This is a genomic window from Sphingobacterium lactis (assembly GCF_011046555.1).
Classification (GTDB): domain Bacteria; phylum Bacteroidota; class Bacteroidia; order Sphingobacteriales; family Sphingobacteriaceae; genus Sphingobacterium; species Sphingobacterium lactis.
The window spans coordinates 1550666-1562791 of record NZ_CP049246.1 but is presented as its reverse complement, the minus strand read 5'-3'; the positions used below and the strand labels follow the sequence as shown (position 1 = coordinate 1562791).

The following is a 12126-nucleotide window of genomic DNA, read 5'->3' as shown; positions in this document are numbered from 1 at the left end:
CAATCAGTTGAAATCGCATCGGCATGTACGGGCCTCTACCTCTGGGCAGGTGCTCTGGGCACAAGTTCGCCAATCCACCGCCCATCACAAAAGACGCGCGCCAGCAATCCCGTCTGCGAGGTTAGACCGGGCACAAATCAGCCTCCGCACGCCCCAAATCAAAAGACGTGCGCCAGCAGATTCATCTCCCCCACCAAAAAAAAAGGCAACCCATTGGCCGCCTTTCTATCACATATCTCAATACTCACATCTAATATCTCACAAATCGCATCTCATATCTCAATACTCATATCTCACCTCTCCTTCCTGAACACCCAGTACTTCTGCATCGTAAAGTTGAACCCCAGCGAAACAACGATTTCGATCAGGAGCTTTCCGATGAGGAAGTGCCAGTGGAGCTTATCCACAAAGATATGGACGCCGAGGGTTTTCAAGCCAATGCTGCAGAGCACCACGACGATAAACTTCCAGAGTTGGCTCCCGATGGGCATTTCGGAAGATTTGAACGACCAATACCGATTGATCGTAAAGTTGACAACGGCACCCAAACTGCCCGAAATTACATTGGAAAGCGGAGCGGTCAACTTCAGTGCCGTATAGCAGAAGGTGTAGATCCCAAAGTCCGACAGGCCACCGACAAATGCCGATAGTTGCGCCCTTAGAAATTCACGTACCTTCGCATTCATCTGCCCAGTGATTATTGTTGTGCAGCTTCTTCAGCAGCTTTTTTCTTCGCTTTCTCCTCCAGGTCCTTCGCATCACCCATGGCCAGCAATTTCTTGGTGTCCCCAAGGTTGATAAAGAACAGGATGATACAGATGGCCAATACCGAATAGTTGATAGAACCAGGAACAAACACCTCCAAGACCATCACCAAAGAGATGATCACACGGATTTCCGTAGGCCCCATCAGTCCTGCATCGATGGTGTACTGATCCGTGATCCGATAGCGCAACTGGGAAATAATCATCGCCCAACCGTAAAGCGCCACCAGGGTAAATCCTAGATATTTGAAATCACCCTGTGCATATAGCACGTACCCTAAACCGATAAAGACCGTACTCACCCAGTCCATCACGATATCCAAAGCAAATCCGTACCACTTGCGGGATTTATTCCTGTAGAAGGCGATACGCCCATCCAGGGAATCTCCGAACCATTGCACGAAGAAACCAACGATCCCCAAAAGGAGGTAATTGATGTGCACATATTCCGCCAGCAGGAAACTGCCGAGGATCATGAGGGATCCGAACATACCGATAGCAGTCAGGCCGTCGGAGGAAATCCAGTTCGGGATGCGCGGCACCAGGTAGGTAATCAGGCGCTGCTCGGGGTTACTCAATATATTTGTCCGCTTTCTATCCTGAAAAAGCTTTTTATTTATTTTACCGTCACTCATTTCAATAGAACTATTTAAGCCAATTATTTTCTTTGTACCAGGTCAGGCTCGCCTTCAACCCCTGTTCGAGGTCAAACTTTGGCTGGAAGCCCAATTGCGCTTTTGCGCGGGAGATATCGCATCCCCAATTCTCGGCTGTCAGCTCGTGCAGCCGCTCCGGGTAGATGACCGGGGTCTTGGTGGAGTTCCGGTATAGGCGCTGGGAAAGTGCCGCGACACCGCGCACCAGGCTGAACGGAACATGCACGCGCAACAGCTTTTTGCGGATTACCGTTTTAAAGATATCCGCCATGGCGTACCGAGAATATACTTCCCCATCGGAAAGGTTATAGAACTGAAGGCCTTCCTGCGGAACGATGCAACCTTGCAACAGCACGTCCACCAGGTCCTTCACGTAGATAAAACTCAATTTTTGCGGACTGCGCCCGATATAGGGGTCCAATCCTTTGTTCATGGTTTCGAAGAGGATAAAGATATCCTTTTCGCGAGGCCCATACACGGCGGTAGGTCGCATGACCGACACGGGTGCCGTTGGGAATTCCTGCCGGATCATCAGCTCCGACTCCTGTTTGCTGCGACCATAGACGGTCAGCGGCTGATACGGGAACGATTCATCGATCAAGCGTTCGCTGGCATAGGGAATCGGCCCGATCGCTGCGAGACTGCTGACATAGGTAATCCGCTCCAGCGGCATATTGGCCTGTGTGGCCGCCGTCAGGATGGCGCGCGTATAGCCGACGTTGACCTGGCGCATCTGGGATTCCTCCTTTGCCTTGGTCATGGCTGCTGCATGGATGATGTAATGGTATTGTTCGGCTTCGAAAAGCTGCTGAAGTTCCTCTGCATCTGCCATATTGGGATAGACAAATTTATCTACAAAAGGTTTGATATCGGCAATCTTGCTGCTTTTCCGAACCGCAGCATGGACTTCAAGCCCCAGGGCTTGGGCGGCTTCAACTAAGTGCGAGCCTACAAATCCGCTCGCACCAGTTATAAAGATCTTCTTTTTCATACCGCTTTTTCAAAAAGTCGATATTTCTTATATAAGTCCGCGTTGATCTGTTCAATCGCGTGGTTCATCATATAATTGTGGTCCAACATCCAGGAACATTCCGCTTCGACAATTCCCGAAGGAAGTGCATTCTTGATGATGCGACCGTATAGGCAGGCTTCAATACCTAACTTACGGTACGAATCCAAGACGCCGAGCATCAGTACACGCACGGATTTGACATGCTTCTTACCAAATAAGAGCTTAAAGATTCCCGTCGGAAGGAGGCGACCTCTTTCGATATTGATCAGGATTTCGTTGATATTCGGGATACCCAATGCAAAACCGATGATCTCATCACCCTTTTGGGCGACAATGCAGTATTTGGGATCCACGATCATTTTCAGGTCCTTGGCGACATACATGAATTCATCATCCGTCATCGGCACAAAGCCCAGGTTCTTATCCCATGCTTTGTTGTACACCTCTTTGATACGGGCAGCCTCATTCTTGAAATCCTTCAGATTGATCTGGCGCAGGATGATTCCCGAACGCTTCAAGCGCTCTTCCAATTTATCCAAAAGCAATACCGACCGCTGACTGGCTGTCGCCTTGGTCACGAGGTATGCGCGCAGATCGACCTTTTTGGCGAACCCCGCTTGCAGGATCAGATCTTCGTAGTATGGAAAATTGTAGGGCATCATCGCCATTGGTGGCCGATCGAAACCCTGTACCAGCAGACCTGTGGTGTCGTTCGTGGTCAGGTTGATTGGTCCGACGATATTATCACCGCCCTTATCCTTCACCCATGCTTCTGCAGCGGCGAACAATTGGTCGGCAACTTCCTGGTCGTTTATGCAGTCGAAAAAGCCAAATTGGCCTTCGTTCACTTTATTAAAGGCATTATGATTTACATTCCAGAATGCTGCGATCCGGCCCACAATCTTTCCGTCGCGGTACGCTAGGAACAGGCGTGCGGAGGAATGCTTGTAATAGGGATGTTTCGCAGGATTCAATAAATCATCCTGTCCTAAGAAAAGTTCGGGCACATAGTTCGGATCATTCGCATAGAGATCATGCGGGAAATCGATGAACTTCGCCCTCTCCTTCTTTGTTTCAACAGGAACTATAGTAATCACTTTGTATTCGGTTAGTGTTTAACTTATAAAACTCTCCACCTCTAAGGCTTTGAATACTTTAGCCATTTTATCCACGGCTTCATCAATTTGGTCGAAAGTATGCGTCGCCATTAGAGAGAATCGGATTAGGGATTCTTCCGCTGGTACGGCCGGAGCAACCACAGGGTTCACGAATACCCCATCATCCTGCAACATCTTGGTCACGACATACGTTTTCTCGTTGTTGCGCACGAAGACAGGAAGGATCGGGCTTTCGGTAGCACCCAGGTCAAAACCATTATCCAACAATAATTTCTTGGCGTAGTTGGTGTTCGCCCATAATTTCTCGATATGCTCAGGCTCGGTTTGGATAATTTCCAGGGCTTTCAGCGTGGATGCAACCGATGCAGGTGTCATACTTGCCGAGAACATTAAGGAACGGGCACGGTGTTTAAGGAACTCAATGGTATCGGTATCTGCGGCAACAAACCCACCCAGGGAGGCCAATGATTTACTGAAGGTACCCATGATCAAGTCTACGTCTTCGGTCAATCCGAAGTGACTCGCTGTTCCGGCACCCTTTTCACCGATAACACCTAAGCTGTGCGCATCATCACAAAGGATGGCCGCATCATACTCATTCGCTACCTGCACCAATTCCGGTAATTTTACAATATCGCCTTCCATGGAGAAGATACCGTCCGTTGCGATCAGCTTAAAGCTTTCCTCAGGAAGACGGGACATCTTGTCGCGCAAATCATCCATGTTGTTGTGCGCATATTTGATAACTTTGGAGAACGACAGACGGCTACCATCGATAATGGAAGCATGATCGCGTTCATCCAAAAGGATATAGTCATGGCGACCTGTCAAACAGGACAATGGACCCAGGTTCGATTGGAAACCTGTACTGAACAGTATGGCAGCATCCTTACCCACGTAGTCGGCTAATTTTTCTTCCAATTCCACGTGAATATCCAAGGTACCATTCAAGAAACGTGAACCCGCACAACCTGTTCCATATTTAGCCAGCGCATCCTGTGCGGCCTCGATAATACGAACATCGGTTGTCAACCCTAAATATGAGTTGGATCCAAACATCAACACACGCTTGCCATCGATAATAACTTCGGTGTCTTGCTTGGATTGAATCGGTCTAAAATAAGCATATAAGTTTTTCGACTTGATATCTCCTAACTCGCCATTTAAAAACCGCGAAGTTCTTTCGTTTAATTTTCCCTTGCTCATTCGTTCAGGTATCTATTTACTCAATAATATTTACTTTTTGAACTTTCAACATAAATCGTCAAAAATCCCACAAAGGTACAAAACATTTCTATTACACTGAATACTTCATGTAATTATTACCTTTCTTTACAAAAAATCGACGCAAACATACAAAACTTAAGTTTCAAATCGTTTTTCATTTGACATATAAATATCATAAAATTAAATTAATATTAAGATAAAGTTTAGTCTAAAGCAACTCTTATTTTGCTAAAAATCTAATTTTACTACATTTGTGAATTAATTTAAACAAAATAATGGCTATTTCTGCATCGGTAAACATAAAAAACAAACAGGCTTCCTTTGAATATCACCTACTTGACAAATATGTCGCAGGGATTGCACTTCTGGGAACCGAGATTAAATCCATCAGACAGGGAAAGGCCAACATCAACGATAGCTTCTGTGCATTCTTCGAGGACGGACTTTATATCCGGAATATGCACATTGCGGAATACTCCTTTGGATCGTTCTATAATCACGAAGCAAAAAGAGACCGAAAACTGCTTTTGACAAAGCGTGAGATGAAGAAATTACGCGAGAAAGGGGAAGAAAAGGGCTATACGATCGTGCCTTTGCGGATCTTTATATCCGAGCGCGGATTTGCCAAGGTCGAGATTGCCCTGGCGCAGGGTAAGAAGGATTTTGATAAGCGCGACAGTATCAAGGAAAGAGAGACCAAAAGGGAATTGGATCGTGCTATGAAACGCTAACACCTGTTTCCCGCTGGAAGGCACCGGGTGTAACATGCACCCTGGCCTTAAACAATCGGGTAAAATAATTCACATCTGTAAACCCACAGGCATAACATACCTCTTTGATGCTGTGGTCCGCTTTCAACATTTCCTTTGCCTTCCGCAACCTTTCCTGAATGACCAATTCCATAGGTGTAATGCCATATTCATCCTTGAACAACCGAAATAAACTCGCCTTACTCCTATTGGCGACCTTGCTGAGGTCCTCCACCGTCAATTTCTCTGAAATATTCCTTTTGATATAGCTCATCAGCAGGTCTACTTCGCTACTTACCGCCTTGCTGGGTTCCAAGAGCTCACCGAGCTGTTGCTGTTGGATGATGCGGATCAGGAGTTCCTTGAACTGCAGATCGGCCAACATATCCTTGAAGGGATCATCAGAGATCATATTGGCGAACAACTTATCCGTCAGGGCAGTCAATTCCGCCGTGTTGATGAGGTGAAACTTATTCCAGGAAAAATCCCAGGACAGCTTGCTGTCCGTCTTTGGATATTGATTGTTGAGGTAATCAATGGTTTCGGTGATCTTGTCGGCGGAAATCACCAATGCCGTGCACTGTGTGGGATCCTGCATCTGGGCATCCGGAAAATCGATCTTCATCTGTCTCTCGGCAGGCAGCACCAACGTTTCGCCCGGGAAATAGTCAAATGCGGGAATATCCTCCAAGTGCATCACCTTCTTCCCCTTCAACATATTGATGATCACCATATCATTGAAGCGCAATGGCACCAAATGACTGGCCTGATAGGTCTCATAGACGTTCAGCTCAAAATTGTTCAAGGTGAAGGCACGACGGTTCTCGACCAATGTATTGATCTCATGTTCTTTTGAAAACGGCAACTGCTGGATTAATTTTCTGTTATCCATAGTAAATCATTTATAATCGGTCGTTCCGTAAATTTAAAAAAAGTAAATAAAACAAAAAACACGCTACTGTAATTATAATGCTATGAATAGCGACTATAATGCTATCGATAAAAATGCCCTTTCGGTAAATTTGAGAAAGAGTCCAATAATAAACTTTATAATACAACAACTATGGGTGAAGTTAAAAGACCGACGTTCAAAGAACGTTATGACAATTACATCGGTGGCAAATTCGTTGCCCCGGTACAGGGAAAATATTTCGACAACATATCGCCGATCGATGGAAAGCCTTTCACACAGGTAGCACATTCGACCAAAGAAGATATCGACAAGGCTGTTGAGGCTGCGGCGAAGGCGTTTGAGAGCTGGAGCAAGACTTCGGCAACAGAACGCAGCAACATTATGTTCAAAATTGCGGACCGCATCGAGCAGAATCTCGAAATGATCGCCGCTGCAGAAACCATTGACAACGGTAAAGCCGTTCGCGAAACCCTGAACGCGGATATCCCATTGGCCATAGACCACTTCCGCTATTTTGGCGGTGTGATCCGTGCCGAAGAGGGATCGCTATCAGAGCTTGATCCCAATACAGTTTCACTGATCGTGAACGAACCTATCGGCGTCGTTGCACAGATCATTCCGTGGAACTTCCCGATCCTCATGGCAGTATGGAAACTGGCCCCTGCTCTGGCGGCTGGATGTACCGTTGTGTTAAAACCAGCGGAAAGCACCCCGACGTCCATCTTGGTATTGATGGAATTGATTGGCGATCTAATCCCACCGGGCGTGATCAACGTGGTAAACGGTTTTGGATCCGAATTGGGCCGTCACCTGGTGACGCATCCAAAGGTATCCAAGGCGGCATTCACGGGATCGACTGCTACAGGACGTATGGTGATGCAATACGCTACGGAAAACATCATCCCTGTAACGCTGGAACTGGGCGGTAAATCGCCGAACGTATTCTTCAGCTCGGTTATGGATGAGGATGATGCATTCTTGGACAAAGCCATCGAAGGCGCGGTCCTTTTCGCCCTGAACCAAGGTGAGATCTGTACATGTCCTTCCCGCCTATTGATCCAAGAAGACATCTATGACAAATTCATTGAGCGGGTAATCGATCGCGTGAACAAGATCAAGGTGGGTAACCCACTGGATCCAGACGTGATGATGGGTGCTCAGGCTTCGAAGATCCAGAAGGACAAGATCATGTCCTACATCAAGTTGGGTAAGGAAGAAGGTGCAGAAGTGTTGACCGGTGGAGATGAGAACAACGTCGGTTCGGGCTTGGAAGATGGATACTACATCAAGCCGACCCTATTCAAGGGAAACAATAAAATGCGTATTTTCCAAGAGGAGATCTTCGGACCAGTTCTGGCCGTGACGACCTTCAAGGATGAAAAAGAAGCGATCGAGATTGCCAATGATACCATCTACGGATTGGGCGCTGGCGTTTGGACACGCGATGCGCATCAGCTATACATGGTTCCGCGTGCGATTCAAGCAGGCCGCGTTTGGGTAAACCAATACCACAGCTACCCTGCAGGCGCACCTTTCGGTGGATATAAGCAATCCGGAATCGGTCGTGAAAACCACAAGATGATGCTTGCCTATTACCGTCAGACCAAGAATATGCTAATCTCCTATAGCAAGGAAAAACTTGGTTTCTTCTAAATACAATTAATAGTAGTTAAGTGTGAAATGGGGTTATGTTCTGTAACCCCTTTCTATTAAACGAAGAATTTATGATTTCAAGAATCGATGTTACCGATGCTGCAAAGGCAGTTATTCAAGAATTGGCCGAAAAACACGGACCACTGATGTTCTATCAAGCCGGTGGGTGCTGCGAGGGAACCCAGCCGCAATGTTTCGAAAAGGGAGGCTTCTACCCCCGGATGAACGATGCCATGATCGGTCTGGTGGAGGGATTTGAGTTCTGGATAGACCGGGATCTCTTCGAGTATTGGCAATATTCCCATTTTACGTTGGATGTACTGGATGGATTTGGTCCTGGCGGATTTTCATTGGAAACGCCCATGGGCAAGACCTTTAAGATCCATTATCGGCTTTTTACCGAAGCCGAACTGAAGGATCTGGAGCCTGTTATCCGCAACGAATAAACCAATTCCTCCATTACCCTGAAATTGCCATCCCAATGGCAATAACGCTTGCCCCTTGCCTTATTTTGACTATAAATGCGTATCTTGGAAAGAAGGGATTTCCCTTCGATCATCTAATTTTCAAGCATGTCACAGTCCATCTTATTCAGCCCACTACCTTTATCCCAAATTTCATTGAACAACCGTATCGTTGTCTCCCCCATGTGCCAGTACAGCGCACAGGATGGAAAGGCAACGGAATGGCACCTGGTCCATCTGGGACAGTTTGCCATTGGCCGTGCAGGCGCCGTAATCCAGGAAGCGACGGCTGTATCTCCTGCCGGCAGGATCACCTATGGGGATATGGGGCTATGGAACGACCAACAGGCGGAGAAATTGAAACCCATTGCTGCCTTCATCCAATCGCAGGATAGTATTCCTGGTATTCAACTGGCGCATGCCGGCAGGAAGGCCAGCACGCAGCTGCCTTGGTTGGGTCGGGAGCAGTTCGCTCCGGCACACCCCCATGGCTGGCAAACGGTAGCACCATCCCCCATCCCCTACCATGCGGATGAGCATCCACCGATTGCCCTGACTGTCGACGAGCTGAAAAGCATTGTTGACGATTTTCGGGCAGCGACCAAAAGAGCCGTCCAAGCAGGGTACCAGATCATTGAAATCCATGCTGCCCATGGTTACCTTATCCACCAGTTCCTTTCCCCTTTGGTGAACGAACGGACTGATGCCTATGGCGGATCCTTTGAAAATAGAACCCGATTGCTGAAGGAGATTATTGCAGCGGTGCGACCTGAATTGGGTCATGCGCATTCCTTATGGGTTCGTCTTTCCGCAACGGATTGGGCGGAGGGTGGATGGAACCTCCAGGAAAGCATTCGCTTGATCGGGGAATTGAAGAATATGGGTGTGGAAGTAGCGGATATCTCATCAGGTGGTGCAGTCCATCATCAGGAGATTCCCGTGGAACCGGGCTATCAAGTGCCCTTTGCCGAAGAAGTAAAGCGGGAGACCGGCATCTATACCGGTACGGTCGGACTGATTACGACTGCCCAGCAAGCAACGGATATATTGGAACGAGATGCAGCCGATCTGATATTGCTGGGTCGTGAATTCTTACGGTATCCGCATGTAGTGTATCATTGGGCCCAGGAATTGGGCGTACCGATTTCCTGGGCTCCACAATATGAGCGTGCGAAATTAAGCTGATCGCTTATTGCACATCCAATCCTTCCAAGACGGGGATCGGTTTTTTATCATCGCCAAGGGCTACGAACGTGAAGCGTCCCTGGATCGCCATTTGGCGACCATCCTCGTACATACTTTCCAAAAAGATCTCCACGAAGACCTTAAGACTCGTGCGTCCCACATTTTCTACGCGGGCAACGGCCTCTACGATACTGCCAGAGGGGATCGCTTTGTGGAAGTCTATCTTATCGGTGGAAACTGTCACCAAGGATTTGCGGCAAAATCGGGTGGCACACATAAAGGAAACCTCATCCATCATGGACATCGCCTTACCACCGAATAGGGTATCGTGGTGGTTGGTGAGGGAAGGAAACACCGTCATGGTAATGCGTGTTTCACTTTGTTCAATACGTTCTTGAAGTGTCATGTTAAAATTTGAAGGGGCAAAGTTAATCAACTTTTTCGCTTTCTACCACAACACCGATGCCTTTAAGCAGCATGGAGGCATTAAAAATCGTGCAGGCACCATCCTTCAATTTATAATCGAACAGCATTTCGGAACCCTTGACCTGAATATCAAAGTGATAGTTCTTCAATACCATCGGATATTCGTTCACCAGCTCGGAAAGCTGCAGATCATGAGTGGCCAGCATGCCTCGCCCATCCAAGGCAATCAATTTTTTGATAATGGCTTTGGATCCCAAATATTTATCCACGGAATTGGTTCCGCGCAGCATCTCATCGATCAGGAAGAAGCTGTCTTTTATATCGGAAACACGGTCCAATATAAATTTCATGCGATCCAACTCGGCCTTAAAGGTGGACGTGCTTTCGTTCAGGGAATCCTTGATCCGCATATAGGTCACCAACTGATAGATCGGCAATGCGAATTGTTTCGCACAGACCACAGCACCGGCATAGGCAAGCACGGCGTTGATCCCGACGGTACGTAGAAAGGTACTCTTACCTGCCATGTTGGAACCGGTGATCAATGCGATCCGGTGATCCTGAGCGCTGTAATCATTGCCAACAGATTTTCCTCCTGAAATTAAGGGGTGGTTGATATCCTGAGCCATAAGGGCATCCTTTTGGAAATCCGGCAACAGCACAGGTTGCGTCCAGTTGGGGTGGTTATACGCGAGAACAGCGAGGGAAACCAATGCCTCATATTTTGCAATGGCATCAAACCCCGAGATAATGGAATCCTCATAGTGATCCTTCCATTTGCTGATGGCCATCACCTGTTTGAAATCCCATAAAAATAGCATATTCAACAAGGCTCCAACGAGCATATTGTTTCGTACATCCAACTTGTCGATCAGTTTACCCAACTCATGGATGATATTCGATAATTTCTTATCCTGGCCCTGCACATGGATCTGCTGCTGCAACTCCTTATTCAGGGACGCTTGATATTGTTTTTCTTCCATCAATTTGATGGCATCGGCAAAGCCGATTAGCGAAATGCCAATCTTATCGATTTTATTGGAAAACTGGCTCACCCGCCCCGCTTGGCTCATCGTCCATAAGAGATGAACAATCCCCAATCCCAATAAATACCCCCCTAAATTCTGCACGAAGATGGAAAATAGTATGCCTGCCAAGAAAATAAAAGGAACCAGCGGGACATAGAATTTATAGAATGTGTTTCCAAATTGCAGGGATTGGTCGTGGAAATAGCTGTAGATATACGATCGAAGATTTACTTTAGACCCCAGGTTGAAGAGCATTTTTGTTTGGATCCCCTGCAGGTGTTCCGGGTCTTGCTTCAACTCCTCGACAGCCTCTTGGCGATCTAAAATGGTTTTTCGGTCTGCCGGTGCCATAAGCCAATTTGCCAATTCCTGAACGGCGTCACGAGTTGCACATCGGTTCAGTAGGGCAAACAATGAATTTGGCCCATAGATATCCAGATCGCCGCTATAGGGATGTTTTGGATCTTCGAATGCAGCGCCATCAGCATACATGTTCGGCTGACCGGCCTGCATGTTTAGCTCATTTTCATTGACCCGCAGGAATACCTTCGCTTCCTCCAGTTTCCGATCTACTTTTGCCTGCCTGAAAACCAGGTAGGCGAACAGCACGATGACCAACAACATCGCGCCCAAAACCAATAGGATATTATTCAGCGAGAACAGCTGCCAGATACCTATCCCTCCTACCAGGATCAACCCCAACCTATAGAAGGCGTTTTTATTGATCTGTTTTTCCAAGGATGTGATTTGGGCTTTCGTCCGGTCGACGTTCTGTTGGTAAAATTCGGTACTCATGGCACTAAGGTAAGGATTAGGCGCGGAATTTCCGGTCAGCAAGCGCAAAAGTATTCCCGCATCCGCAGACAAAAATCCATGAGCTATAGCCGACGCCAAAAGAAAAAAGCACCGCGTGGGCGATGCTTCTTCTGTA

Annotated in this window: 12 protein-coding genes; 4 read left to right on the top strand and 8 right to left on the bottom strand. The window is 47.4% G+C overall.

The window, feature by feature from the left end; translation table 11 throughout:
• Positions 1-293 precede the first annotated feature (293 nt).
• The 5 genes from G6N79_RS06815 to spt are packed head-to-tail and all read right to left on the bottom strand — an operon-like array spanning position 294 to position 4756.
• Positions 294-686, bottom strand: coding sequence for a GtrA family protein (locus tag G6N79_RS06815; RefSeq protein WP_103906923.1), 393 nt, complete (start codon positions 684-686; stop codon positions 294-296).
• An 11-nt stretch (positions 687-697) separates the two neighbouring features.
• The gene (locus G6N79_RS06810; protein ID WP_103906922.1) at positions 698-1399 is read right to left on the bottom strand and encodes a CDP-alcohol phosphatidyltransferase family protein; all 702 of its coding nucleotides are present in this window, start codon (positions 1397-1399) and stop codon (positions 698-700) included.
• Positions 1400-1409: 10 nt separating this feature from the next.
• Entirely contained in the window at positions 1410-2411 is a 1002-nt protein-coding gene (locus G6N79_RS06805; protein ID WP_103906921.1) for an NAD-dependent epimerase/dehydratase family protein, read from the bottom strand.
• Complete coding sequence (locus G6N79_RS06800) at positions 2408-3529, bottom strand: hypothetical protein (protein ID WP_103906920.1); 1122 nt, start codon at positions 3527-3529, stop codon at positions 2408-2410. The genes G6N79_RS06805 and G6N79_RS06800 overlap by 4 nt, the downstream gene beginning before the upstream one ends.
• Before the next feature lie 18 nt (positions 3530-3547).
• Entirely contained in the window at positions 3548-4756 is a 1209-nt protein-coding gene (gene spt, locus G6N79_RS06795; RefSeq protein WP_103906919.1) for a serine palmitoyltransferase, read from the bottom strand.
• A 296-nt stretch (positions 4757-5052) separates the two neighbouring features.
• Here spt and smpB point away from each other — a divergent pair, with 296 nt between their 5' ends.
• Complete coding sequence (gene smpB / locus G6N79_RS06790; protein WP_103906918.1) at positions 5053-5508, top strand: SsrA-binding protein SmpB; 456 nt, start codon at positions 5053-5055, stop codon at positions 5506-5508.
• Here smpB and G6N79_RS06785 read toward each other — a convergent pair.
• A complete protein-coding gene (locus G6N79_RS06785) occupies positions 5495-6418 on the bottom strand; it encodes a helix-turn-helix domain-containing protein (RefSeq protein WP_103906917.1) in 924 nt (307 codons plus the stop codon). The two genes, smpB and G6N79_RS06785, sit on opposite strands and share 14 nt — an antisense overlap.
• A gap of 171 nt (positions 6419-6589) precedes the next feature.
• Between G6N79_RS06785 and G6N79_RS06780 the strand changes: the two genes are divergently transcribed.
• The 3 genes from G6N79_RS06780 to G6N79_RS06770 all read left to right on the top strand — a co-directional run bounded on the left by G6N79_RS06780 (position 6590) and on the right by G6N79_RS06770 (position 9741).
• Complete coding sequence (locus G6N79_RS06780; RefSeq protein ID WP_103906916.1) at positions 6590-8092, top strand: aldehyde dehydrogenase family protein; 1503 nt, start codon at positions 6590-6592, stop codon at positions 8090-8092.
• Positions 8093-8163: 71 nt separating this feature from the next.
• A complete protein-coding gene (locus tag G6N79_RS06775) occupies positions 8164-8538 on the top strand; it encodes a DUF779 domain-containing protein (RefSeq protein WP_103906932.1) in 375 nt (124 codons plus the stop codon).
• Between the two features lie 126 nt (positions 8539-8664).
• Positions 8665-9741, top strand: coding sequence for an NADH:flavin oxidoreductase/NADH oxidase (locus tag G6N79_RS06770; RefSeq protein WP_103906915.1), 1077 nt, complete (start codon positions 8665-8667; stop codon positions 9739-9741).
• 4 nt (positions 9742-9745) lie between these two features.
• On the opposite strand, the gene G6N79_RS06765 is transcribed toward G6N79_RS06770, so the two are convergent.
• Together G6N79_RS06765 and G6N79_RS06760 are read right to left on the bottom strand one after the other, a co-directional pair.
• Positions 9746-10147: an acyl-CoA thioesterase gene (locus G6N79_RS06765; protein ID WP_103906914.1), complete on the bottom strand. Its 402-nt coding sequence runs from the start codon at positions 10145-10147 to the stop codon at positions 9746-9748.
• 22 nt (positions 10148-10169) lie between these two features.
• The gene (locus G6N79_RS06760) at positions 10170-11990 is read right to left on the bottom strand and encodes a MutS-related protein (protein WP_103906931.1); all 1821 of its coding nucleotides are present in this window, start codon (positions 11988-11990) and stop codon (positions 10170-10172) included.
• Positions 11991-12126: the final 136 nt, after the last annotated feature.

Excerpts from the sequence above, each read along its gene's own strand:
- G6N79_RS06815 (WP_103906923.1), bottom strand. The coding sequence starts at position 686 with ATGAATGCGAAGGTACGTGAATTTCTAAGGGCGCAACTATCGGCATTT.
- G6N79_RS06810 (WP_103906922.1), bottom strand. The coding sequence starts at position 1,399 with ATGAGTGACGGTAAAATAAATAAAAAGCTTTTTCAGGATAGAAAGCGG.
- G6N79_RS06805 (WP_103906921.1), bottom strand. The coding sequence starts at position 2,411 with ATGAAAAAGAAGATCTTTATAACTGGTGCGAGCGGATTTGTAGGCTCG.
- spt (WP_103906919.1), bottom strand. The coding sequence starts at position 4,756 with ATGAGCAAGGGAAAATTAAACGAAAGAACTTCGCGGTTTTTAAATGGC.
- smpB (WP_103906918.1), top strand. The coding sequence starts at position 5,053 with ATGGCTATTTCTGCATCGGTAAACATAAAAAACAAACAGGCTTCCTTT.
- G6N79_RS06785 (WP_103906917.1), bottom strand. The coding sequence starts at position 6,418 with ATGGATAACAGAAAATTAATCCAGCAGTTGCCGTTTTCAAAAGAACAT.
- G6N79_RS06780 (WP_103906916.1), top strand. The coding sequence starts at position 6,590 with ATGGGTGAAGTTAAAAGACCGACGTTCAAAGAACGTTATGACAATTAC.
- G6N79_RS06775 (WP_103906932.1), top strand. The coding sequence starts at position 8,164 with ATGATTTCAAGAATCGATGTTACCGATGCTGCAAAGGCAGTTATTCAA.
- G6N79_RS06770 (WP_103906915.1), top strand. The coding sequence starts at position 8,665 with ATGTCACAGTCCATCTTATTCAGCCCACTACCTTTATCCCAAATTTCA.
- G6N79_RS06765 (WP_103906914.1), bottom strand. The coding sequence starts at position 10,147 with ATGACACTTCAAGAACGTATTGAACAAAGTGAAACACGCATTACCATG.
- G6N79_RS06760 (WP_103906931.1), bottom strand. The coding sequence starts at position 11,990 with ATGAGTACCGAATTTTACCAACAGAACGTCGACCGGACGAAAGCCCAA.